This is a genomic window from Streptomyces sp. NPDC019890 (assembly GCF_044903445.1).
Lineage (GTDB): Bacteria > Actinomycetota > Actinomycetes > Streptomycetales > Streptomycetaceae > Streptomyces.
Map to the genome: position 1 here is coordinate 312,168 of NZ_JBJDQK010000003.1, position 21,840 is coordinate 334,007.

The 21,840-nt window shown below is 70.8% G+C and carries 20 protein-coding genes and 3 pseudogenes; 13 read left to right on the forward strand and 10 right to left on the reverse strand.

The annotated features are described in order from the left end of the window. Positions 1–52: 52 nt before the first annotated feature. The 3 genes and pseudogenes from ACI2LP_RS09780 to ACI2LP_RS09790 all read right to left on the reverse strand — a co-directional run. Positions 53–376: a DUF3817 domain-containing protein gene (locus ACI2LP_RS09780; protein ID WP_404723993.1), complete on the reverse strand. Its 324-nt coding sequence runs from the start codon at positions 374–376 to the stop codon at positions 53–55. Positions 377–493: 117 nt separating this feature from the next. Next, entirely contained in the window at positions 494–1,003 is a 510-nt protein-coding gene (locus ACI2LP_RS09785) for a MarR family winged helix-turn-helix transcriptional regulator (protein WP_404723994.1), read from the reverse strand. A 10-nt stretch (positions 1,004–1,013) separates the two neighbouring features. Then, positions 1,014–1,421: pseudogene (locus ACI2LP_RS09790) on the reverse strand (MFS transporter); the annotation flags it as partial. Here ACI2LP_RS09790 and ACI2LP_RS09795 point away from each other — a divergent pair. Continuing rightward, positions 1,379–1,672 (forward strand): annotated as a pseudogene (locus ACI2LP_RS09795) (ArsR/SmtB family transcription factor); the annotation flags it as partial. The pseudogenes ACI2LP_RS09790 and ACI2LP_RS09795 sit on opposite strands and share 43 nt — an antisense overlap. Before the next feature lie 18 nt (positions 1,673–1,690). Here ACI2LP_RS09795 and ACI2LP_RS09800 read toward each other — a convergent pair. Beyond that, the gene (locus ACI2LP_RS09800) at positions 1,691–1,984 is read right to left on the reverse strand and encodes an MTH1187 family thiamine-binding protein (protein ID WP_385405816.1); all 294 of its coding nucleotides are present in this window, start codon (positions 1,982–1,984) and stop codon (positions 1,691–1,693) included. After that, entirely contained in the window at positions 1,981–2,325 is a 345-nt protein-coding gene (locus ACI2LP_RS09805) for a DUF3817 domain-containing protein (protein WP_404723995.1), read from the reverse strand. The genes ACI2LP_RS09800 and ACI2LP_RS09805 overlap by 4 nt, the downstream gene beginning before the upstream one ends. Positions 2,326–2,521: 196 nt before the next feature. Between ACI2LP_RS09805 and ACI2LP_RS09810 the strand changes: the two genes are divergently transcribed. The 4 genes from ACI2LP_RS09810 (at position 2,522) to ACI2LP_RS09825 (ending at position 5,195) form a co-directional block, all read left to right on the forward strand. Continuing rightward, positions 2,522–3,160, forward strand: coding sequence for an AIM24 family protein (locus ACI2LP_RS09810; protein ID WP_324982002.1), 639 nt, complete (start codon positions 2,522–2,524; stop codon positions 3,158–3,160). Then, complete coding sequence (locus ACI2LP_RS09815) at positions 3,160–3,810, forward strand: AIM24 family protein (RefSeq protein WP_404723996.1); 651 nt, start codon at positions 3,160–3,162, stop codon at positions 3,808–3,810. The genes ACI2LP_RS09810 and ACI2LP_RS09815 overlap by 1 nt, the downstream gene beginning before the upstream one ends. Beyond that, entirely contained in the window at positions 3,807–4,589 is a 783-nt protein-coding gene (locus ACI2LP_RS09820; protein WP_404723997.1) for an AIM24 family protein, read from the forward strand. Before ACI2LP_RS09815 ends, ACI2LP_RS09820 begins: the two co-directional genes overlap by 4 nt. Positions 4,590–4,718: 129 nt before the next feature. Then, positions 4,719–5,195 (forward strand): MarR family winged helix-turn-helix transcriptional regulator, encoded by a 477-nt coding sequence (locus ACI2LP_RS09825; RefSeq protein WP_404723998.1) that lies wholly within the window; start codon positions 4,719–4,721, stop codon positions 5,193–5,195. 426 nt (positions 5,196–5,621) lie between these two features. Here the strand turns inward: ACI2LP_RS09825 and meaB are convergent, their stop codons facing one another. Together meaB and ACI2LP_RS09835 are read right to left on the reverse strand one after the other, a co-directional pair. Further along, complete coding sequence (gene meaB / locus ACI2LP_RS09830; protein ID WP_404723999.1) at positions 5,622–6,578, reverse strand: methylmalonyl Co-A mutase-associated GTPase MeaB; 957 nt, start codon at positions 6,576–6,578, stop codon at positions 5,622–5,624. Positions 6,579–6,610: 32 nt separating this feature from the next. Then, the gene (locus ACI2LP_RS09835; RefSeq protein WP_404724000.1) at positions 6,611–7,819 is read right to left on the reverse strand and encodes an acetyl-CoA C-acetyltransferase; all 1,209 of its coding nucleotides are present in this window, start codon (positions 7,817–7,819) and stop codon (positions 6,611–6,613) included. A gap of 146 nt (positions 7,820–7,965) precedes the next feature. Here ACI2LP_RS09835 and mce point away from each other — a divergent pair, with 146 nt between their 5' ends. The 6 genes and pseudogenes from mce to ACI2LP_RS09865 all read left to right on the forward strand — a co-directional run bounded on the left by mce (position 7,966) and on the right by ACI2LP_RS09865 (position 16,096). Then, positions 7,966–8,394 (forward strand): methylmalonyl-CoA epimerase, encoded by a 429-nt coding sequence (mce, locus tag ACI2LP_RS09840; protein WP_360872148.1) that lies wholly within the window; start codon positions 7,966–7,968, stop codon positions 8,392–8,394. Between the two features lie 166 nt (positions 8,395–8,560). After that, positions 8,561–12,520, forward strand: coding sequence for a polarized growth protein Scy (scy, locus tag ACI2LP_RS09845; RefSeq protein WP_404724001.1), 3,960 nt, complete (start codon positions 8,561–8,563; stop codon positions 12,518–12,520). Between the two features lie 114 nt (positions 12,521–12,634). Beyond that, complete coding sequence (locus ACI2LP_RS09850; protein ID WP_360872153.1) at positions 12,635–13,573, forward strand: cellulose-binding protein; 939 nt, start codon at positions 12,635–12,637, stop codon at positions 13,571–13,573. A 170-nt stretch (positions 13,574–13,743) separates the two neighbouring features. Continuing rightward, positions 13,744–13,939: pseudogene (locus ACI2LP_RS09855) on the forward strand (ABC transporter ATP-binding protein); the annotation flags it as partial. Positions 13,940–14,075: 136 nt separating this feature from the next. Continuing rightward, positions 14,076–15,272: an ABC transporter ATP-binding protein gene (locus ACI2LP_RS09860; RefSeq protein ID WP_404724002.1), complete on the forward strand. Its 1,197-nt coding sequence runs from the start codon at positions 14,076–14,078 to the stop codon at positions 15,270–15,272. Next, positions 15,269–16,096: an ABC transporter permease subunit gene (locus ACI2LP_RS09865; protein WP_404724003.1), complete on the forward strand. Its 828-nt coding sequence runs from the start codon at positions 15,269–15,271 to the stop codon at positions 16,094–16,096. The genes ACI2LP_RS09860 and ACI2LP_RS09865 overlap by 4 nt, the downstream gene beginning before the upstream one ends. 127 nt (positions 16,097–16,223) lie before the next feature. Here ACI2LP_RS09865 and ACI2LP_RS09870 read toward each other — a convergent pair whose 3' ends face one another. Continuing rightward, entirely contained in the window at positions 16,224–16,556 is a 333-nt protein-coding gene (locus ACI2LP_RS09870) for an ATP/GTP-binding protein (protein ID WP_404724004.1), read from the reverse strand. A gap of 214 nt (positions 16,557–16,770) precedes the next feature. Here ACI2LP_RS09870 and ACI2LP_RS09875 point away from each other — a divergent pair, with 214 nt between their 5' ends. Continuing rightward, on the forward strand, positions 16,771–17,832 hold the full coding sequence (locus tag ACI2LP_RS09875) for an LLM class flavin-dependent oxidoreductase (protein ID WP_404724005.1): 1,062 nt from the start codon (positions 16,771–16,773) through the stop codon (positions 17,830–17,832). An 84-nt stretch (positions 17,833–17,916) separates the two neighbouring features. On the opposite strand, the gene ACI2LP_RS09880 is transcribed toward ACI2LP_RS09875, so the two are convergent. Next, complete coding sequence (locus ACI2LP_RS09880) at positions 17,917–18,309, reverse strand: SCO5389 family protein (RefSeq protein ID WP_404724006.1); 393 nt, start codon at positions 18,307–18,309, stop codon at positions 17,917–17,919. Positions 18,310–18,550: 241 nt separating this feature from the next. On the opposite strand from ACI2LP_RS09880, the gene nucS reads away from it, so the two are divergent. Then, positions 18,551–19,213, forward strand: coding sequence for an endonuclease NucS (gene nucS / locus ACI2LP_RS09885; protein ID WP_356226140.1), 663 nt, complete (start codon positions 18,551–18,553; stop codon positions 19,211–19,213). Positions 19,214–19,294: 81 nt separating this feature from the next. Here nucS and ACI2LP_RS09890 read toward each other — a convergent pair whose 3' ends face one another. After that, positions 19,295–21,715, reverse strand: coding sequence for an ATP-binding protein (locus ACI2LP_RS09890; RefSeq protein ID WP_404724007.1), 2,421 nt, complete (start codon positions 21,713–21,715; stop codon positions 19,295–19,297). Between the last annotated feature and the right edge of the window lie 125 nt (positions 21,716–21,840).

Genomic DNA, 21,840 nt, shown 5'->3' on the forward strand with positions numbered 1-21,840 from the left:
CTAGTAAATGTCGATGGCTGACCGGCGCGAGCCTTACGCGCGCCGGTCCGATTTACGCTTCCGCGGTCGCGGGGGCGCCCGTGATCAGCGGACGGACCTCGCGGGTGACCTGCGGCTCGACGAAGAAGGAGGCCCCGGGGATGCAGCCTGCGGCGAGCACCCAGAGCAGCTTGCCGAGCGGCCACTTCGCCTTGGAGCCGAGATCGAAGGCGAAGATCACGTAGATGATGAACAGCACACCGTGGATCTGCGAGATCAACATGGTGTCGCCGGTCTCGAACCCGTACTTCAGGATGATCGCCGCGGTGAACACCAGCAGCCACACGGCGGTGACGTACGCCATCACCCGGTAACGGGACAGCACATTCGACTTCATGGGACCGAGCGTAACGGGACTGGGGGGCCGATCTTCGCCCGGGGCGTGTGGCCTGCCTCTCGCCTGCCTGGCGTCTGCTTCCGGCCTGGTTACCCCTGCTTCCCGGCTGCTTCTCGCCTACGTCTCGTCGAAGTCCTGGGCGGAGATCCGCAGCGGGCGCAGCATCGCGAAGATCTCGGCGCACTCCTCCGCGTCGTATGTGCCGAGCCCGAAGTCCATCTCCATGAGGTCGCGAGTGGCCGCCTCGACGACCTCGCGGCCCTTGTCGGTGATGGAGGCAAGGGTGCCGCGGCCGTCGTTGGGATTGGGACGCTTGGCCACCAGGCCGGACCTGACCAGGCGGTCCACGGTGTTGGTCACCGAGGTGGGGTGGACCATCAGCCGCTCGCCGATCTTGGACATCGGCAGCTCACCGGCCTTGGAGAAGGTGAGCAGCACCAGTGCCTCGTACCGCGCAAAGGTGAGTCCGTACGGCTTGACGACGGCGTCGACCTCGGCGAGCAGGATCTGCTGCGCGCGCATGATCGAGGTGATCGCGGCCATGGAGGGCACGGGGCCCCATCTCCGCTGCCAGAGCTCGTCGGCGCGGGCGATGGGATCGAAGGGAAGGCTGAGCGGCTTCGGCACGGCACCGACCCTACCCACTGGTCATATTGCGGTCAGCCCCGTCTCGCTCTTCGGTCTTTCGGGCCTCGGCGACCAGCAGCAGACAGCTGAGGGTGCCGAGGGCTCCGGCGGCCGCAACGACCGTGCTCACCGGGAAGAACTCGGCCGCCAGCCCGGCCAGCGCCATGCCGACGCCCTGGATCGTCATCAGCCCGGCGGTGAGCAGGGTCATGGCCCGGCCGCGCAGTTCCTCGGGGATCTCCTCGATGAGCCATCGGTCGAGACCGAGGGTGTACGCGGATCCGGCGCCGCTGAGCATGAGCGCGACCAGGGCCCAGCCGAGGCCAGGCGTCGCGGCGTAGACGGTGAGCGGGAGGAGGGTGACGGCGGCCAGCGGCAAGACGATACGGGAGCGGGTGGCGGAGCCCAGCGCGGAGCCGGCGCACGGCGACCTGCGTCGCGCCCCTGACGCGCCTGCTCGGCGACCGTCGCGCCGCCGTGCTCCTCGCGCTCGACGAGCCCGCCGGCACGACCGCGCTCGCGCAACTCCTCGGTCTCGCACCCTCGTCCGTGTCGGCGCACCTGTCGGTGTTGCGCGACGCGGGGCTGCTCACCTCGCGCCGCTACGGACATCAGGTGCTGTACGAACGCACACCCCTGGGCATCGCGCTGGCGGGCCACAGCAATTGAGGCACGGTCGCAGAGGGCTCAGGCGGACAGGTGGCGCTCCACCGTCTCGACCTTGGAGGTGAGTCCGTCGGTGACACCCGGGCGGATGTCGGCCTTGAGGACGACGGAGACGCGCGGGGCACGGGCCTCGACCGCGGCGACGGCGCGTTTGACCACGTCCATCACTTCGTCCCAGTCACCCTCGATCGAGGTGAACATCGCGTCCGTACGGTTGGGCAGACCGGACTCGCGGACCACGCGCACGGCGTCGGCCACGTACTCGCCGACATCCTCGCCGACGCCCAGCGGAGTGACGGAGAAGGCGACGATCATGCGTTGACCTTGCCTTCGTGGCGGGCGCGGGATGCGATGACCTCGTCCTCGGCGGCGCGCTTGAGCTTGCGCTCGGCGACGAAGCCGCCGAAGGGGAGGACGGAGAGCACGAAGTAGAGGGCCGCGGTCTTCTTGTCCCATTTGGTGCGGTTCCAGGCGTCCAGCCAGAAGAGCACGTACAGGATGAAGAGCACGCCGTGGACCGCGCCCATGACCGGGACCGCGTTGAACTCCGTTGTGCGCTTGAGCACCGAGCAGACGAGCAGCAGGAGGAAGGAGACGGCCTCCGGCGCGGAGACCAGGCGGAGGCGGTGGAGGGACGAGGCGGTCTTGATGTCCACGGGGGCACCTTCGGTGGGTGAGGCGGCAGTGATCTCTTGTGAATGCACTCACAAGCGCCCACCCATTGTGGCAGCCGTCCTGGCCGAGCCATGGTCCGGGGTGTCCCGGCAGAAAACGGAGCATCGGGGACAAGTCGGGGTTCGTATCCTCCCGGGGGATCTGTTCGCGCCGCGCACTGACCGTTAACGTCACCCCGTGGCAACGTTCCGACTCCAAGGCAGCAAGGTGCTCGCCGTCGACATGACCGGCGACGCCGTCAAAGCGAAGAACGGCTCGATGGTCGCCTACGACGGCCAGATGGCGTTCAAAAAGATGTCCGGCGGCGGTGAGGGCATCCGCGGGATGGTCACCCGCCGCCTCACCGGCGAACAGATGGTGATGATGGAAGTGAAGGGGCAGGGCACCTGCTTCTTCGCCGACCGCGCCTCCGAGATCAACCTGGTGAACCTGCACGGCGACAAGCTCTATGTCGAGGCGAGCAATCTGCTCTGCACCGACGCCGGGCTGCGCACCGGGACCACCTTCACCGGGCTGCGCGGCGGTGCGACGGGCAACGGCCTGTTCACCACGACCGTCGAGGGCAACGGCCAGGCGGCGATCATGTCGGACGGCCCGGCGGTGGTGCTGCGGGTGACGCCCCAGTACCCGCTCTCCGTCGACCCCGGCGCGTATATCGCGCACCAGGGCAACCTTCGGCAGGACTTCCAGTCCGGCGTGACCTTCCGGACCTTCCTGGGCGAGGGCGGCGGCGAGGCCTTCCAGATCCGCTTCGAGGGCGACGGTCTGGTGTACGTGCAGCCGAGCGAGCGGAACACCATCGGGGGCGACGTCTGATGCCGTTCCGTGAGATCAACTCGAAGATGGTCGAGGCGACGGTGGTCCCCGGCCAGAAGATGTTCAGCCAGCGCGGCGCGATGCTCGCGTACCGCGGCGATGTCAGCTTCACGCCGAACATCCAGGGCGGCCAGGGCGGCCTGATGTCGATGATCGGCCGGCGGGTGGCCAACGAGGCGACCCCGCTGATGACGGTCGAGGGCAGCGGCACCGTGATGTTCGGCCACGGCGGGCACCACATCCAGGTCATCCAGCTCACCGGCGACACCCTGTACGTCGAGGCGGACCGGCTGCTCGCCTTCGACGGAACACTGCAGCAGGGCACGATGTTCATGGGCTCGCAGGGCGGGGTCATGGGCATGGTGCGCGGCCAGGTCACCGGCCAGGGGCTCTTCACGACGACCCTCAAGGGGCATGGCGCGGTGGCGGTCATGGCGCACGGCGGGGTGATCGAGCTGCCGATCACGCCGGGCCGGGCGGTCCATGTGGACCCGCAGGCGTATGTCGCGCACCACGGCGACGTACGCAACAAGCTCTCCACGGCGCTGGGTTGGCGCGACATGGTGGGGCGCGGCTCGGGCGAGGCGTTCCAGCTGGAGCTGACCGGCAGCGGCGCGGTGTACGTACAGGCCTCGGAGGAGAAGCTGTGACCGGTCCCGTGGTCTATGACCCCATGACGCTGCCGAGCGACGACAACGTCAACGCGTACACCTTCTGCGTGGAGCTCAAGGGCAGTCAGTGGTTCCTGCAGAAGGGGAAGATGATCGCCTACTACGGGCGCATCGACTTCAACGGCATCGGCCACGGCCGGCTGGACCGGCTGCTGCGGACCTCCTTCCACTCGCCGCTGCACGCGAGCGACTGGGTGGTGGCGGAGGGCAGCGGCAAGATGCTGCTCGCCGACCGGGCCTTCGATGTGAACTCCTACGACCTGGACGAGGGGAACCTGACGATCCGGTCCGGGAATCTGCTGGCGTACCAGCCGACGCTGGCGCTGAAGCAGTCGATCGTGCCGGGCTTTCTGACGCTGATCGGCACGGGGAAGTTCGTGGCCGCGTCCAATGGTCCGGTGGTCTTCATGGAGCCGCCGATCCGGGTGGATCCGCAGGCACTGGTGGGGTGGGCGGACTGTCCGTCCCCCTGCCACCACTACGACCACGGCTATATGACGGGCGTGATGGGCGGCCTGCGGGCGATGACGGGGATCGGCGGGGCCTCGGGCGAGGAGCACCAGTTCGAGTTCGTGGGCGCGGGAACGGTGCTGCTGCAGTCGACGGAGGCGCTGATGGCCGAGACCGCGACGGGTGCGGTGCCCGCTCATGCGGGGGTCCCCGGGGGCCACGCCGGAGCCGGAGCCCCAGGTCAACACGGGTCCACCCCGCGCCTTCCCGGTCAGCTGGGGGACCTCCAGCGTCGCTTCGGCCTGTGAGCGGTAGTCTGCGGAGTGTGACGTCGAACGTCTGCACCCTTCTGCACGCGGTGCCATTGGTGCACCGGGTGCCAGGCGTCACGCTTCCCGACTTCGTCCGTCTTTCAACTTCTTAGGTAGAATCCATATATGGAGACCGAGACGGCCACCCGCTGGCTGACCGATGACGAGCAGTGCGCCTGGCGCACCCACCTGGACGTCAGCAGGCTGCTGATGCACCAGCTCGAAAAGGACCTCCAGCCGTTTGGCCTCACCAACAACGACTACGAGATCCTGGTCAACCTCTCGGAGTCACCAGATCGGCGTATGCGGATGAGCGACCTGGCCGCGGCGACGCTGCAGTCCAAGAGCCGCCTCTCCCACCAGATCACCCGGATGGAGAACGCGAGTCTTGTCCGCAGGGTGAACTGCGAGTCAGACCGCCGCGGGCTGTACGCGGTCCTGACCGAGCAGGGCATGGAGACGATGCAGAAGGTCGCGCCGCATCATGTCGCGTCCGTACGCAAGCACTTCATCGACCTGCTGACGCCGGAGGCGCTGGCGGACCTGCGGGAGTCACTGTCACCGGTGGCGGACCACCTGCGGGGGCACCGGGGCAAGCCGTAGCCTTCCGGGCCCGCGCTGTGCGGGTGCGATGCGCGGATCGCGCTGGGCGTGCCCGGATGGCCGCGGGGGGCCGGGGGCCACCTGTCCCCGTATCGGGCTACGCGACGCGAAACCGCCCCGCTACAAGGGGCCAGGCGCTCGGCCCGCTTCGCGAACAGGCGGCGGAGCAGCGGCCATTGGCGCCGGGACGTGTCCCGTTGCAGGCACCGCGGCGCAAAGCTGCCGCCCCGCCCGTCCCGGACACCCACCACCTCGCGGCGCGAAGCCGCCGCACACAAGGCGCCGGGGAGGCCCCTGGTTCGCGAACAGGCCAACCGGCCGTTGACGCCAGGGCGTGCCCCGGGCGTCAGACAGCCCACTCCCCCCGCGGCGCGAAGCCGCCGCGAACCGGGGGCCGGGGGCCTGCCCCCGGTGAAGCAACCCGCGTCAGCCCTCCGTCAGGCCGGCCACCAGTTCGTCCGCCGCCCTGTACGGGTCCAGCTCCCCCGCCACGATGCGCTCCGCCAGCGTGCCCAGCCGGCGGTCCCCGTGCAGGTCGCCGATCCGCTCCCGCAGTGCCGTCATCGCGATCGCCTCCACCTCGCCCGCCGCGCGGCGGGCCCGGCGGTCTGCCAGTACGCCGTGCTCCTCCATCCACGCCCGGTGCTTCTCGAGCGCCTCGACGACCTCGTCGATGCCCTCGCCCCGCGCCGCCACCGTCTTCACGATCGGCGGACGCCAGTCCCCGGGGACGCGTGCCTCGCCCAGGCCCAGCATGTGGTTCAGCTCGCGGGCCGTCGCATCCGCCCCGTCCCGGTCCGCCTTGTTCACCACGTACACATCGCCGATCTCGAGGATGCCCGCCTTCGCCGCCTGGATGCCGTCGCCCATCCCCGGGGCGAGCAGGACCACCGACGTATCGGCCTGGGAGGCGATCTCGACCTCCGACTGCCCGACGCCGACCGTCTCCACGAGGATCACGTCGCAGCCCGCCGCGTCCAGCACCCGGATCGCCTGCGGAGCCGCCCAGGCGAGACCGCCCAGGTGCCCGCGGGTGGCCATCGAGCGGATGTAGACGCCCGGGTCGGACGCGTGATCCGACATCCGGACCCGGTCGCCGAGCAGCGCCCCGCCCGAGAAGGGCGAGGACGGGTCGACGGCCAGGACGCCGACCCGCTTCCCCGCCTTGCGGTACGCGGTCACCAGCGCCGACGTGGACGTGGATTTGCCGACGCCGGGCGAGCCCGTCAGGCCCACCACGTACGCCCCTCCCGCCAGCGGAGCCAGCGCCGCCATCACCTCGCGCAGCTGAGGTGACGCCCCCTCGACGAGTGAGATCAGCCGGGCCACGGCCCGCGGCCGGCCCTCCCTCGCCTGGGCAACCAGCTGGGGGACGTCCACCATGCGCGCGCTCCTTACTTGCCGTTGCCCGGGACTTACTTGCCGTTGCCCGGGACGCGGACGATCAGTGCGTCGCCCTGGCCGCCGCCACCGCACAGCGCGGCCGCACCCACTCCGCCGCCCCGGCGCTTCAGCTCCAGCGCCAGGTGGAGGACCACCCGCGCGCCGGACATGCCGATGGGGTGGCCGAGCGCGATCGCGCCGCCGTTGACGTTCACCTTTTCCGGGGATACCCCCAGATCCTTCATTGACTGCACGGCAACCGCCGCGAACGCCTCGTTGATCTCGATGAGGTCGAGGTCCTCGACGCCGATGCCCTCCTTGCCCAGCGCGTGCCGGATGGCGTTGGAGGGCTGCGACTGGAGGGAGTTGTCGGGGCCGGCCACGTTCCCGTGGGCGCCGATCTCCGCAATCCACTCCAGGCCCAGCTCCTCGGCCTTGGCCTTGCTCATCACCACGACGGCCGCCGCGCCGTCGGAGATCTGCGAGGACGTACCGGCGGTGATGGTGCCGTCCTTGGCGAACGCGGGGCGCAGCTTGCCCAGCGATTCCGCCGTGGTCTCGGCGCGGATGCCCTCGTCCTTGGCGAAGACGACCGGCTCGCCCTTGCGCTGCGGGATCTCGACCGGCGTGATCTCCGCCTCGAAGAGGCCGTTCTTCTGCGCGGCCGCGGCCCGCTGGTGGGAGAGCGCCGCGATCTCGTCCTGCGGGGCGCGCGCGATACCGAGCCGGGTGTTGTGCTTCTCCGTCGACTCGCCCATGGCGACGCCCTCGAAGGAGTCGGTCAGACCGTCGTACGCCATGGCGTCGAGCATCTCGACAGCGCCGTACTTGTAGCCCTCGCGCGACTTCGGCAGCAGGTGCGGCGCATTGGTCATCGACTCCTGACCGCCGGCGACGACCACGTCGAACTCACCCGCGCGGATCAGCTGGTCGGCCAGCGCGATGGCGTCGAGCCCGGAGAGACAGACCTTGTTGACGGTGAGCGCGGGCACGCTCATCGGGATGCCCGCCTTGACCGCGGCCTGGCGTGCCGGGATCTGCCCTGCCCCGGCCTGCAGCACCTGGCCCATGATCACGTACTGCACCTGATCGCCGCCGATGCCCGCCCGGTCCAGCGCGGCCTTGATGGCGAAGCCGCCAAGATCGGCGCCGGAGAAGGACTTGAGCGAGCCGAGCAGGCGTCCCATGGGCGTACGGGCGCCCGCGACGATCACTGAGGTGTTACCGGTCGTTCCTGACATGAGGCACGATCCCCTTCCAGCACGGAGCTGAGGAGTGAACGAGGGTTTACCTCAATGTACTGAGCGGTACGGTCCCAGGTCACCGGGCAGCCAGTGTGATCGCGCGCACGTTGCGTAACCACCGTCCGGGGCGCTGCACTGGGGGAATGCTGACGCGAATCGACCACATCGGGATCGCCTGTTTCGACCTCGACAAGACTGTCGAGTTCTACCGGGCCACATACGGCTTCGAGGTGTTCCACACCGAGATCAACGAGGAGCAGGGCGTACGCGAAGCCATGCTCAAGATCAATGAGACGTCCGACGGCGGCGCCTCCTACCTCCAGCTCCTGGAACCCACCCGGGAGGACTCCGCGGTGGGAAAGTGGCTGGCCAAGAACGGTGAGGGCGTCCACCACATCGCCTTCGGCACCGCCGACGTGGACGGCGACGCACAGTCGATCCGCGAGAAGGGCGTGCGAGTCCTCTACGACCAGCCACGTATCGGCTCCATGGGCTCCCGTATCACTTTTCTCCACCCCAAGGACTGCCACGGCGTCCTCACCGAACTGGTCACCTCTGCAACGGACCACTGACCTCCGGATTCCCGGCCCGGTAGAGTGGGCGATTCCGGGCCGGGGCCGGGTCGGGGCCGCGCCGCGTTCCCTCCGCTGATCTGTCACCATTCCCCGGGGGGCCGTTCGCCGGCGAACGGTGCTCGTACGGAGTCAGTTGCGACCAGGGGACGGATGGGACCGCGCAGTGCGGGGCTACGAACGCCAGGAGAGCCACCGAGCTGACGACGACCACCTCTCGCGGTTCGAAGCCGAGATGGACCGGCTGAAGACCGAGCGGGAGAAGGCCGTCCAGCACGCCGAGGACCTCGGTTACCAGGTCGAGGTGTTGCGCGCCAAGCTCCATGAGGCGAGGCGCACTCTGGCCTCCCGTCCTGCCTACGACAGCGCCGACATCGGCTACCAGGCAGAGCAGCTGCTGCGTAACGCCCAGATCCAGGCCGACCAGCTGCGCTCCGACGCCGAGCGCGAACTGCGCGATGCCCGCGCCCAGACCCAGCGCATCCTCCAGGAGCACGCCGAGCACCAGGCCCGTCTCCAGGCCGAACTGCACTCCGAGGCGAACCAGCGCCGCCAGCGCCTCGACCAGGAGCTGGCCGAGCGCCGGCAGACCGTCGAGGCGCACGTCAACGAGAACGTCGCCTGGGCCGAGCAGCTGCGCGCCCGCACCGAGGCGCAGGCCCGCCGGCTCCTCGACGAGTCCCGCGCCGAGTCCGAGCAGTCGCTGGCCGCGGCCCGCGCCGAGGCCGCCCGGGTCGCCGAGGAGGCACGCCAGCGGCTCAGCTCCGAGGCGGAGTCCGCCCGTGCCGAGGCCGAGTCGATCCTGCTGCGCGCCCGCAAGGACGCCGAACGGCTGCTGAACGCCGCCTCCAACCAGGCGCACGAGGCCACCTCCCACGCCGAGCAGCTGCGCTCGTCCACCACCGCCGAGTCCGACCAGGCCCGCCAGCAGGCCGCCGAACTGAGCCGCGCCGCCGAGCAGCGGATCCAGGAGGCGGAGGAGAAGCTGCGCGAGGCCCGCGCGGAGTCCGAGAAGCTGCTGACCGAGGCCAAGGAGTCGGCGGCCAAGCAGCTGGCGTCCGCCGAGTCGGTCAACGAGCAGCGCACCCGTACCGCCAAGGCGGAGATCGCCCGGCTGGTCGGCGAGGCCACCAAGGAGTCCGAGGCGCTCAAGGGCGAGGCCGAACAGGCCCTCGCGGACGCCAAGGCCGAGGCCGAGAAGCTGGTCGCGGCCGCGGCGGAGAGTGCCAAGACGGTCGCGGCCGAGGACTCGGCTGCCCAGCTCGCCAAGGCGGCCCGTACCGCCGAGGAGGTCCTGACCAAGGCCTCCGAGGAGGCGAAGGCCACCACGCGCGCGGCGGGCGAGGAGGCCGAGCGGATCCGCCGCGAGGCCGAGGCCGAGGCGGACCGGCTGCGCGGCGAGGCCGCCGAGCAGGCCGATCAGCTCAAGGGCGCGGCCAAGGACGACACCAAGGAGTACCGGGCCAAGACCGTCGAGCTGCAGGAGGAGGCGCGCAGGCTGCGCGGAGAGGCCGAGCAGCTGCGCGCCGAGGCGATCGCCGAGGGCGAGCGGATTCGCGGCGAGGCCCGCCGGAAGGCCGTCCAGCAGATCGAGGAGGCGGCCAGCACCGCCGAGGAGCTGCTGTCCAAGGCGCGGGCCGACGCCGACGAGATGCGTTCGGCGGCGACCACCGACAGCCAGCGGGTCCGTACCGAAGCGATCGAGCGCGCCACCACCCTGCGCAAGCAGGCCGAGGAGACCTTGGAGCGCACCCGCGCCGAGGCCGAGCGGCTGCGCAGCGAGGCCGAGGAGCAGGCCGACGGCGTACGGTCCGCGGCGGAGGCGGCCGCTGTCGAGCTGCGCGAGGAGGGCGAGCGGAGCGTCGCAGCCCGCCAGGCCGAGGCCGCCGAAGAGCTGACGCGGCTGCACACCGAGGCAGAGTCCCGGCTCGCCTCCGCCGAGCAGAACCTGACGGACTCCCGGGGCGAGGCCGAGCGGCTGCGCCGCGAGGCGGCCGAGGAGACCGAGCGGCTGCGCACGGAGGCGGCCGAGCGGATCCGTACGCTCCAGGCGCAGGCCGAGCAGGAGGCCGAGCGGCTGCGCACGGAGGCCGCGGTCGACGCGTCCAGTGCCCGGGCAGAGGCGGAGAACGTCGCCGTACGGCTGCGCAGCGACGCCGCCAACGAGGCCGAGCGGCTCAAGACCGAGGCACAGGAGAGCGCCGACCGGTTGCGCGCGGAGGCCGCGGCCGCCGCCGACCGGATCGGCGTCGAGGCCGCCGAGGCGCTGGCCGCCGCCCAGGAGGAGGCGAACCGCCGCCGCCGGGAGGCCGAGGAGATCCTCGACTCCGCGCGCACGGAAGCGAATCAGGAGCGCGAGCTCGCCCGCGAGCAGAGCGAGGAGCTGCTCGCCTCCGCCCGCAAGCGGGTCGAGGAGGCCCAGGCCGAGGCGCAGCGCCTCGTCGAGGAGGCCGACCGCCGGGCCACCGAGATGGTCTCCGCCGCCGAGCAGACCGCCCAGCAGGTGCGGGACTCCGTCAACGGCCTCCACGAGCAGGCCGAGCAGGAGATCGCCGGACTGCGCTCCGCCGCCGAGCACGCGGCCGACCGCACCAGGACCGAGGCGCAGGAGGAGGCGGACCGGGTCCGCGCCGATGCGTACGCCGAGCGCGAGCGGGCCGCCGAGGACGCGAGCCGCCTGCGGACACGGGCCCAGGAGGAGACGGACGCGGCCAACGCGCTCGCCGAGCGGACCGTCGGCGAGGCCATCACCGAGTCGGACCGGCTGCGCGCGGACACCACCGAGTACGTCCAGCGCATGCGTACGGAGGCGACGGACGCCCTGGCATCGGCCGAGCAGGATGCCTCGCGCACCCGCGCCGAGGCCCGCGAGGACGCCAACCGCATCCGCTCGGACGCCGCGGCCCAGGCCGACCTGCTCATCGGCGAGGCGTCGAGCGAGAGCGAGCGGCTGCGCACCGAGGCAGTGGAGGCACTGTCCGGCGCCGAGGCGGCCGCGGCTCGGCTGCGCGCCGAGGCCGAGCAGGTCAAGGCGGAGGCCGAGGCCGAGGCCGAGCGGCTGCACGCCGGCATCCGGGCCGAGGGCGAGCAGATCCTCGACGATGCCCGCCAGGCCGCCGACAAGCGCCGCAGCGACGCGGCCACCCAGGCCGACCAGCTGATCTCCGAGGCGTCCGGCGAGGCGGAGCGGCTGCGCGCCGAGGCCGCCGAGACCGTCGGCTCGGCCCAGCAGGCGGCCGAGCGCATCACGTCCGAGGCGCAGAAGATCAAGGCGGACGTCGAGGCCGCGGCCGAGCGGATGCGTGCTCAGGCCCGGCAGGAGGCGGAGCGTACGGTCGACGAGGCGCGCGAGGCCGCGGCCAAGCGCCGCGCGGACGCCGCCGAACAGGCCGACCAGCTCGTCAACAAGGCCCAGGAGGAGGCGCTGCGCGCTGCCACCGAGGCCGAGCAGCAGGCCGACACCATGGTCGGCGCGGCCCGCACGGAGGCCGAGCGGCTGGTCGCCGACGCTACCGTCGAGGGCAACTCCCTGGTGGAGAGGGCCCGCACGGACGCGGACGAGCTGCTGGTCGGAGCGCGCCGGGACGCCACCGCCATCAGGGAGCGCGGCGAGGAGCTGCGCGCCCGCGTCGAGGCCGAGATCGAGGAGTTGCACGAGCGGGCCCGCCGGGAGACCGCCGAGCAGATGAAGACGGCCGGCGAGCGCGTCGACCAGCTGGTGAAGGCCGCAACCGAGCAGCAGGCCGAGGCCGAGGCGAAGGCCAAGGAACTGGTCTCCGATGCCAATTCGGAGGCGAGCAAGGTCCGTATCGCCGCGGTCAAGAAGGCGGAGGGGCTGCTCAAGGAGGCCGGGCAGAAGAAGGCCGAGCTGATCCGCGAGGCCGAGCGGATCCGGGCGGATGCCCAGGCCGAGGCGGACCGCCTGGTCGACGAGGGCAAGCGCGAGCTGGACGTGCTGGTGCGCAGGCGCGAGGACATTCAGGCGGAGATTTCCCGTGTCCAGGACGTTCTTGAAGCGTTGGAATCTTTCGAAGCGCCGTCGGGGGGTAGCAAGGAGGGCGGCGGTGTGAAAGCGGGCGTGACAGCCGGGGTTACACGTTCGAGTGGCAAGTCGTCCGACACCTAGCCACTCAAAAGGCTGGACATTCTCCAGATCAAACGGGCATCCGCTCGATGACACACCGCTTCGACCCCTAGGATTCCCCCTATCACCTCACCGGTCTCATTCGACAGGAACCCCATGAGCGACACTTCCTCCCCATTCGGCTTCGAGCTCGTGCGGCGTGGTTACGACCGCGGTCAGGTGGACGACCGCATTACCAAGCTCGTCGCCGACCGTGACAGTGCTCTGGCCCGAATCACCTCTCTGGAAAAGCGCATCGAGGAGCTCCACCTCGAGACGCAGAACGCGCAGGCCCAGGTCAGCGACGCGGAGCCGTCGTACGCCGGTCTCGGTGCGCGTGTCGAGAAGATCCTCCGCCTCGCCGAGGAGGAGGCGAAGGACCTGCGCGAGGAGGCCCGTCGCGCGGCCGAGCAGCACCGTGACCTCGCCGAGTCCGCGGCCCAGCAGGTGCGCAACGACGCCGAATCGTTCGCCGCCGAGCGCAAGGCCAAGGCCGAGGACGAGGGCGTCCGTATCGTCGAGAAGGCGAAGGGCGACGCCTCTACGCTGCGTTCCGAGGCGCAGAAGGACGCGCAGTCCAAGCGCGAGGAGGCGGACGCGCTCTTCGAGGAGACCCGCGCCAAGGCCGCCCAGGCCGCCGCGGACTTCGAGACGAACCTCGCCAAGCGCCGCGAGCAGTCCGAGCGCGACCTGGCTTCGCGTCAGGCGAAGGCCGAGAAGCGCCTGGCCGAGATCGAGCACCGCGCCGAGCAGCTGCGCCTGGAGGCCGAGAAGCTGCGTACGGACGCGGAGCGCCGGGCCCGTCAGACGGTGGAGACCGCGCAGCGCCAGGCCGAGGACATCGTGGCCGACGCGAACGCCAAGGCCGACCGGATCCGCAGCGAATCGGAGCGCGAGCTGGCGGCGCTCACCAACCGCCGCGACTCGATCAACGCGCAGCTGACCAACGTCCGCGAGATGCTGGCCACGCTGACCGGTGCGGCCGTGGCCGCGGCCGGCACCCCCGCCGACGACGAGCCGATCTCCCGCGGCGTCCCGGCCCAGCAGTCCCGCTAGGCAGCCTAGGTTCTGAGCGGCACGTCTGAGAGTGCCCGGCGCCCTTACGGCGCCGGGCATTCGTGCGTCCGCACCCGGCGAAGAAGGTGCGCGCCCGGTGGCGGGCGGCACGCGGCCCATCGGCGCTGCCGGGCGATACGGAGATCTTCATGCCGGAGATCTTGATGTCGGAGATCTTGATCTTCGGCGAGCCGGTCAAGGGTCTGGGCCGGAGGGAATTCACCGGATCCGCATTCCGGTGAAGACTTTGCATCAGAAGGACGCACGATGTTCATCTTCGCGCGCCTGATGTGCGAAATGACCCTCACCGCCGACCACTTGATCGCGATCGGGCAGGGGCGACTTCTGGCCGACAATGGCCGGGCTTCGACTCCCCCCACCGAGACCGTAGTGTTACGGCTTGGCCGGAACCGTCAAGGCCCGGATATCCTCCTAACTCTTACGGGGGCGTACGGCCGGATGGCGTGGGCCCCGACGACCCAACAGTCGATGGGGCTGGAGCATGATCGAGGCAGTCGGCCTGACTAAGCGCTATGGCGCGAAGACGGCCGTGTACAACCTTTCCTTCCAGGTGCGGCCCGGGGCCGTCACCGGCTTCCTCGGCCCCAACGGCGCAGGCAAGTCGACGACGATGCGCATGATCCTCGGGCTCGACCAGCCGACCGAAGGCCATGTCACAGTCGGCGGCCGCCCCTTCCGGCAGCTGCCGAACGCGCCCCGCCAGGTCGGCGCCCTCCTCGACGCCAAGGCCGTGCACGGCGGCCGCAGCGCCCGCAACCACCTGCTCTCGCTGGCGCAGCTCTCCGGCATACCGGCCCGCCGGGTCGACGAGGTGCTGGGCGTCGTCGGCCTCCAGGAGGTCGCCAGAAAGCGTTCCAAGGGCTTCTCGCTCGGCATGGGCCAGCGGCTCGGCATCGCGGCCGCGCTGCTCGGCGACCCGCAGGTGCTGCTCTTCGACGAGCCGGTCAACGGCCTGGACCCGGAGGGCATCCTCTGGGTCCGCAATCTGATGAAGCGGCTGGCGGCCGAGGGCCGTACGGTCTTCGTCTCCTCGCACCTGATGAGCGAAATGGCGCTCACCGCCGACCACTTGATCGTGATCGGGCGCGGCCAGCTGCTCTCGGACATGAGCGTCAAGGACTTCATCTCGCACAACTCCGCGGACTTCGCCCGGGTGCGTACGCCGGGGACCGAGCCGCAGCAGCGCGAGAAGCTGTCCGCCGCGCTCACCGAGGCCGGTGGACAGGTCATGCCGGAGCCGGACGGCGCGCTGCGCGTCACCGGGCTGCCGCTGCCGCAGATCAGCGATCTCGCGCATGGCGCGGACGTCCGGCTGTGGGAGCTCTCGCCGCACCAGGCCTCGCTGGAGGAGGCGTACATGCGGATGACGCAGGGCGCCGTGGACTACCGCTCGACGGCGGACCAGAAGTCGGGTCTGATGCAGCAGCCGCCGATGGGTTACGCCCCGCCGCAGCCGCAGATCCCCGAGGTGCCGCAGCAGGGCTGGTACGCCCCGCCGCCGCCCCAGCCGGGTCAGGGCGGCCCGAACCCGTACGCCGGCGCTCCGGGAGCTCCGGCCGGTCCGTACGCGGGCGCGCCCGCGGCTCCGGCCGGTCCGTACGGCGCTCCCGCCGCCCCGCCCGCCATGCCCCCGGCCGCCGCCCCCGCCGACCTGACCAAGCCCGAGGACGCCCGATGACCACCCCCTACCAGCAGCAGGGCGCGCCCGGCGCCGCGTACTCCTCGTCGATCCCCGTGCGCAGCGCGCACCTCGGCGACGCACTCGCCTCCGAGTGGACCAAGATCCGTTCCGTGCGCTCCACGATGTGGACGCTCGGCGTCATGATCGTGCTCATGGTCGGCATCGGCATCCTTTCCGCGGTGGCCGTCTCCGCGTCGGACGCCAATCTGGAGGGTCAGCCGATCCTCTCCCTCGGCTTCTTCGGCGTACTGCTCGGCAGCATCTGCGTGATCACGCTGGGCGTGCTGACGATCGCGTCCGAGTACGGCACGGGGATGATCAGGACGACACTGACCGCCTGCCCGAGCCGGATCCGGGTGCTCATCGCCAAGTCGATCGTCTTCTTCCTGCTCGTCTTCACGATCACCACGGTGATCGCCGCGCTCGTGGGCGCACTGCAGCTCTCGATCATCGACCAGGGCTCCGCCACCGGCAAGGAATGGTTCCGCGCAACGGTCGGCGTCGGCCTCTATGTCGCGGTCCTCGGTCTGCTCTCGCTCGCCGTCGGCACGCTGATCCGCCACTCGGCGGGCGCCATCACCATCATGATCGGCGTGGTGCTGCTGCCGCTCGTGCTGGCCATGTTCATGTTCTCGGAGTCGCTGGCGGATCTGCGCCAGGCCCTCTTCGAGTACTCGATCCCCAACCAGCTCGGCGTCTTCTACGACAACTCCGTGACCGACTCCGGACCGGCCGGCTGGGACCCGCTGTGGATCATGCTCGGCGTGACGGCGGCCGCGATGGCCGGCGCCTTCGCCGCACTCAACGCGCGCGACGTGTAAGCACGCGGGCTTTCGCACGGACGGCACGAGCACAGGCAGATGAGCACAGGCAGATGAGCACAGACACATGAGCACGGACGCATGAACGCGGACGCATGAACGCGGACGCGCAAGAGCCGTAAGGGCTTCAGTACTTCGGCGCGTTACGGGACCGCTGCACCCGCGTGGTGCGGCGGTCCTTCGCGTTCCAGCACGCCTTGTGCCAGTGCCGCCGTTCCTCGACGCCACCGCGGCCTTCCGGCCACGCGACCACATGCGGCACCCCGGACGGGATCTCCTGGTCGCAGCCTGGGCAGCGGTACCGCTTGCCCGCCGCACTTGCCCCTGCGACATGGCGGACCGACCACTCCTCCCCCTGCCAGGACTCGGTCCGGCCGAAGCCGCCATACCTGTCGCCCGGCTCGGCGGCTTGCTCGGTCGGCTTCTCGCCGCCTCGGGGGCGGTTGCGGCGCGGGGACACGTGACACCTCACGGGGCAAGTCAGGACAGTTCCCGTCCAGCCTACGGGCCGCAGTCAGGGGTACACGTACCGCACGGCGTGAGACCGTGTCACCCACAAGGGGCGGTTACCGGAAAATCGCAACAACTTCACGAATGGCCGTGCCTTTGGCACGTGTCAGACGTTGTTGCCAGTAGGGGGAGTGACGCGTCGGGCCGCAAGGAGGCAGAAGGCGATGCGCGTGGGAACTTTTGTGCTGGCGGCCCAATTCCCGGGCCAGGGGCAGGGGGAGGCACTGCACCGGGCGGTGCGGTCCGCCGAGGTCGCGGAGGAGTCCGGGCTCGATTCGGTCTGGCTCGCCGAGCACCACTTCGTGCCGTACGGCGTGTGCCCGTCGGCCGTGACACTCGCCGCGCTGCTGCTCGGCCGCACCCGGCGGATCCGGGTCGGCACCGCGGTGAGCGTCCTGCCGAACGCCCATCCTGTGGCGCTCGGCGAGCAGGCGGCCCTGCTGCATCTCACAAGCGGAGGAAGGTTCTCCGTCGGGGTCGGGCGGGGCGGGCCCTGGGTCGATCTGGAGGTCTTCGGCACCGGTCTGGCCGCGTACGAAACGGGCTTTCCGGAGTCCCTGGACCTGCTGCTGCGCTGGCTGCGTGAACCCCGCGTCGCAGCCCGGGGGGAACGATTCAACTTCCGTGAAGTCCCGGTCGTGCCAAGGCCGGACGAGCTGATCAGCGGCTCCGGGCAGGGTCCCGAGCTGATCGGCAGCCCCGACCAGGGTCCCGAGGTGATCGTCGCCTGCACGTCCAAGGAGAGCGTGCGGCTCGCGGCCGGGCGCGGGCTGCCGATGCTGCTCGGGATGCACTGCGGCGACGAGGAAAAGGCGGAGATGGTCGCCCTGTGGCGGACGTTCGCGCGCGCCGCGGGGCGTACGCACGACGAGATCGAGCGCGCCGGACATGTGTCGGCCGGCGTGGTCCAGATCGCGGACCGCAGGGTCGATGCCACGGAGACTCTCCTGAAAGCGATGCCCGGCTGGCTCAAGCAGGGACTGGAAGCGCATGTCACGGTCGACGGCCGGCAGCGCGCGATGCGGGACCCCGTGGCGTACACCGAACTGCTCTGCGGGGTGCATCCGGTGGGCCCGCCCCGGCTCGCCGCCGACCGGATCGCGGCCACCGCGGAACGTACCGGCATCACCCGCTTCGCCCTGCTCGCCGAGGGCTCGGGCGACCTCGCCGCCACCGAGGAGAATGTGCGGCGTCTTGGCGCAGAGGTACTGCCGCTGCTGAGCTGAGTCCGGGTTTCGCGGCCGTACGGGAGGTGCTGCCGCTCCGACATCAGTAGCACCTCCCGCGATGCGGAGCGACAGCGAAAGGTGTCAGCAGTCGCGCAGTTCGGGCGACTGATTGAGTAACTGGGCCCGCACGGAAGTGAAGCGGGCGAACCGCTCGTCGACCGAGGAGTCCAGCGGGAACACCGCGACGCGGTGGCAGTTCTGGAATGCCAGACGCACCCCGAAGTGCCGCTGGAGCGCTCCGCGTATCGCATCACTTGCGAGCGCGCGCAGCAGCTGACCACGTGCCTGCTCGTCCGGCGGGGGCGTCTGGTTGTCGGCGAACTCGCCGCCGTCCACCTTCAGCTGAGCCACCAGAGAACTGATCATCTCCCATGCGAAGGGCAGGGAGGTCCGGACGCAGTCGACGAAGGCAGCTTCGTCGACCTCGCCTCGCTCGGCCTGTTCCAACAGCGCCGGTGAGACGTCGAGCGACATGGGTTCTCCTCTCGCGGCCCCGCGTTGCGGGGCCTTACGGGCAGGGACGGAGGATGAGGGACAACGGCGACATACGAACGGCATACGACGACGCAGCGTGCACGACCGACAACCTCCCGCTTCCACGGTAAGTGCGCCGTCCGGAGCGCACCAGGAGATTGGGAGCACAACCGGCCAATAATGAACAGGGCTTCCGGGGCGAATCGCGCGCGGCGGCGTGTGTCGAGTAGCGTTGCGGACCATGCGTCTTGTCATCGCCCGCTGCTCCGTCGACTACGCGGGCCGGCTCACCGCCCACCTGCCCTCCGCTCCCCGTCTGATCCTGGTCAAGGCAGACGGCAGCGTCTCCATCCACGCGGACGACAGGGCGTACAAACCACTGAACTGGATGTCCCCGCCCTGCACCCTCAAGGAGGGTGATGACAGCGTCTGGACGGTCATCAACAAAGCGGGCGAGAAACTGATCATCACAATGGAGGAAATCCTCCATGACTCCTCGCACGAACTGGGTGTGGACCCCGGTCTGATCAAGGACGGTGTGGAAGCTCACCTCCAGGAGTTGCTCGCCGACCGGATCGAGACACTGGGCGCGGGCTACAGCCTCATCCGCCGCGAATACCCCACAGCCATCGGCCCGGTGGACATTCTGTGCCGGGACTCGGACGGCGCGACGGTGGCGGTGGAGATCAAGCGGCGCGGCGAGATCGACGGCGTCGAGCAGCTCACCCGCTATCTGGAGCTGCTGAACCGGGACCCGCATCTGGCTCCGGTGAAGGGCGTGTTCGCGGCACAGGAGATCAAGCCGCAGGCGCGGGTGCTCGCGACGGACCGCGGGATCGGGTGCGTGGTGCTGGACTACGACGCGCTGCGGGGCATCGAGGACGACAAGCTGCGGCTCTTCTGAGCGCTGTTACGACCTGAGTACGGCATGAGTACGGCCCCGGGCGGGGATGCCGCCCGGGGCCGTACTGCGTGCTGGGCGCCGTCAGATGACGGGTGAGCCGCCTCCGGAAGGGTCGTTGGACGCGGGGGCGCTGCTGGTGATGGGAGCGCTGGCCGAGGTCGACCCTCCGGGCGGGCTCGGCGAGGTCGAACCGCTCGGGGTACCGCTCGGTGTGGGCGTAGGTGTGGGCGTGGGTGTCGGCGTCGAAGACGGAGTCGACTTCGTCGGCGTCGGCTTCGGTGGCTTCGTCGTGGGCCTGCCCGAAGTCGTCGGCATTCCCTCCGGCGTCTCACGCGACGACGGCTGCCCGCCCGGCGTCGACGAACTGCCCGTGGACGAGCTCGCCCCCGGCGTCACCGCGCCCGGGTTCTTCGGTTCGTCGCCGGGGCTCGGGGTCGAACCGTCGGCGGGCACATCCGCGTCCAGGCCGTTCTCGGTGTCGTCCTCGTTCGCGGACTGACCGTTCCTGACCTTGTTGCCCGGCGGGTCCTGGTGGTCCGAGGTCGCCCCGAGCGTGACCACCGTGCCGAGCACCGCGGCCAGTAGCGCGCCGGCGCCCGCGGCGACCAGGTTGCGGCGGGCTCCGCCGAGGACGGAGAAGCGGCGGGGCTTCGCACCGCCCGCCGACGCCCGCGACACCACCGTCGCGGGTTCCTCCATGGACTTCGACTGCCCCACGGCTCCCGTGCCCGGTCCCGTCCGCAGGCCCAACGGCAGCACGGCCGCCGGTACACCGCCGGGCGGCGACGCCGACTCCTCGTGACGCGCGGCCGGCACTTCCTCGCCCGCGGGGGTGCGGACGGCGGGGGCGAGGCCACCCTCGCGGTCCGTGACGAGCGCCAGCGCCCGCCGGCTCGCGACGGTGCCGCGCTTGTCGGCGAGCGCGCCCCGCATGCCGATCGAGGTCTCCAGCTCGGCACGCGCCCGGTCCAGGTTGCCGGTGCAGAGCGCGAAGACGCCCAGCTCATGGTGGAAGTACGCCTCTTCGGCGACCTCGCCGGCGATACGGGCCGCTTCGGAGCCGACCCGCAGGGCCCGCTCCCAGGCGCCCCAGTGCAGTCCGGCGGCGAAGGCGGGCCCGGCGCTGCGGGCCAGCAGTACGGCCGCGCTGGGGTGTCCCGCCTCCTGACCCGGCACCATCGCGGACAGCGCGGCAAGTACGGCGTCCGCCTCGGCGACCGCACGCTCGGGGGTGACAGAGGGGTGCCCGGACCACCAGGCGTAGTGCTGGGCGGCGGTGTGGGCGTGGTCGACCGCGTCCTCGGAGTAACCCTTCTCGGTCAGCTGGGCGAGCACGCCGGCCGCGAGCCGGTAGCGGCTGCCGACCGGGGAGAGCAGCCCGCACGCCATCAACTCGCCCAGCGCGGCGTCCGCATGCGTGTCCCCGACGAGCGCCGGCAGATGTGCCTGGTGCGGGACCTCGCCGCCGAGCGCGACGGCGAAGCGCAGGGTGTCGCGGGCGGCCTCGCTCAGCCGGGAGGCGAGCAGTGACGCCGGTGCGGCGCCCTCCCCCAGCGTGGGCAGCGGTATCTCGACTTCCGCAATCCCGTCGAACGGCGTGTACTCGTCGAGCTCGTCCGGGTCGGAGCGCAGGCTGTCGGCCTGCCGCAGCAGCGCGCCCGCCTGGATGAAGCGCAGCGGCAGTCCCTCGGACTCGAACCAGAGGTCGCCCGCCCAGTTCGCCTCGTCCTCGGTGAGCGGCCGCTCCACGGCGCGCTGCAGCAGGTCCAGCGAAGCGCTGCGGCCCAGGCCCGCGAGGAAGACCTCTTCGAGGTGCGAGTCGGCGGCGGGTGCGGGCACATCGGGGGTGGCGGCGACCAGGAAGGCGCACTCGGGCGCGGCGTCCAGCAGCTCGCCGAGGGCGGCGCCGCCGAACTCCAGGTCGTCGAGGACGACGATCGCGCCGATCTCCCGTACGTACTGGAGCAGCGCGTCGCGGTCGGGCCGGTGCTTGGGAGCGCTGTGGACGACGGCGAAGAGTTCGTACAGCAGCTCGGTGGGGGTGCGGTGGTAGCCGCTGAGGCGTACGACGCCGTCGGGCGCGAGATCCGCGCAGTCCTCGGCGACGATGTCGAGCAGGGCGCTGCGCCCGGAGCCCGCGGGTCCGGTGAGCCGTACGGAACGCCCGCGGCCCAGCAGTCGTACCAGCCGCTCACGTTCCTCGTCGCGCTCGAGCAGCGGAAGCCGCGGCGCGGGCGGACCCGGCGGCACCGGTGGCTGAGCGGCGCGCAGCAGCTCGGCACGCTCCGCGGCGCTGCGCCGGGCCGGCCGCGCGGGCTGCTCTCCCGGCGGGCAGGGCTCTATCTCGCTGCCGTCCACGGGGTTGACCGTGAGCAGGAAGTCACCCGATACGAGCCGGACGGTACGGGCCAGCGCCGGCGTGGGCTGCCCGAAGTCGGCAGTGCCGGTGTCGCGCTGGGGGCGCGCCTGTCCCGCGCCCTCGCCGAAAGTGTCGTTGTCCATGGTCAAGCCCCCCAGATGCGATTGGCTCAGCTTGTCCCCGCCGAGGTATCTGATTCCTGGTGGCGGAGCCGCGTGCGGATGTCCCTCCCGGCTTTCTGCACGCCCCGCTGTAGCTTCGGTCCGGT

What these genes read in the sequence shown, in the direction of transcription:
- ACI2LP_RS09780 (WP_404723993.1), bottom strand. Translation starts at nt 376, where the DNA reads ATGAAGTCGAATGTGCTGTCCCGTTACCGGGTGATGGCGTACGTCACC.
- ACI2LP_RS09800 (WP_385405816.1), bottom strand. Translation starts at nt 1,984, where the DNA reads ATGATCGTCGCCTTCTCCGTCACTCCGCTGGGCGTCGGCGAGGATGTC.
- ACI2LP_RS09815 (WP_404723996.1), top strand. Translation starts at nt 3,160, where the DNA reads ATGCCGTTCCGTGAGATCAACTCGAAGATGGTCGAGGCGACGGTGGTC.
- ACI2LP_RS09825 (WP_404723998.1), top strand. Translation starts at nt 4,719, where the DNA reads ATGGAGACCGAGACGGCCACCCGCTGGCTGACCGATGACGAGCAGTGC.
- meaB (WP_404723999.1), bottom strand. Translation starts at nt 6,578, where the DNA reads ATGGTGGACGTCCCCCAGCTGGTTGCCCAGGCGAGGGAGGGCCGGCCG.
- ACI2LP_RS09835 (WP_404724000.1), bottom strand. Translation starts at nt 7,819, where the DNA reads ATGTCAGGAACGACCGGTAACACCTCAGTGATCGTCGCGGGCGCCCGT.
- mce (WP_360872148.1), top strand. Translation starts at nt 7,966, where the DNA reads ATGCTGACGCGAATCGACCACATCGGGATCGCCTGTTTCGACCTCGAC.
- ACI2LP_RS09850 (WP_360872153.1), top strand. Translation starts at nt 12,635, where the DNA reads ATGAGCGACACTTCCTCCCCATTCGGCTTCGAGCTCGTGCGGCGTGGT.
- ACI2LP_RS09860 (WP_404724002.1), top strand. Translation starts at nt 14,076, where the DNA reads ATGATCGAGGCAGTCGGCCTGACTAAGCGCTATGGCGCGAAGACGGCC.
- ACI2LP_RS09865 (WP_404724003.1), top strand. Translation starts at nt 15,269, where the DNA reads ATGACCACCCCCTACCAGCAGCAGGGCGCGCCCGGCGCCGCGTACTCC.
- ACI2LP_RS09875 (WP_404724005.1), top strand. Translation starts at nt 16,771, where the DNA reads ATGCGCGTGGGAACTTTTGTGCTGGCGGCCCAATTCCCGGGCCAGGGG.
- ACI2LP_RS09880 (WP_404724006.1), bottom strand. Translation starts at nt 18,309, where the DNA reads ATGTCGCTCGACGTCTCACCGGCGCTGTTGGAACAGGCCGAGCGAGGC.
- nucS (WP_356226140.1), top strand. Translation starts at nt 18,551, where the DNA reads ATGCGTCTTGTCATCGCCCGCTGCTCCGTCGACTACGCGGGCCGGCTC.
- ACI2LP_RS09890 (WP_404724007.1), bottom strand. Translation starts at nt 21,715, where the DNA reads ATGGACAACGACACTTTCGGCGAGGGCGCGGGACAGGCGCGCCCCCAG.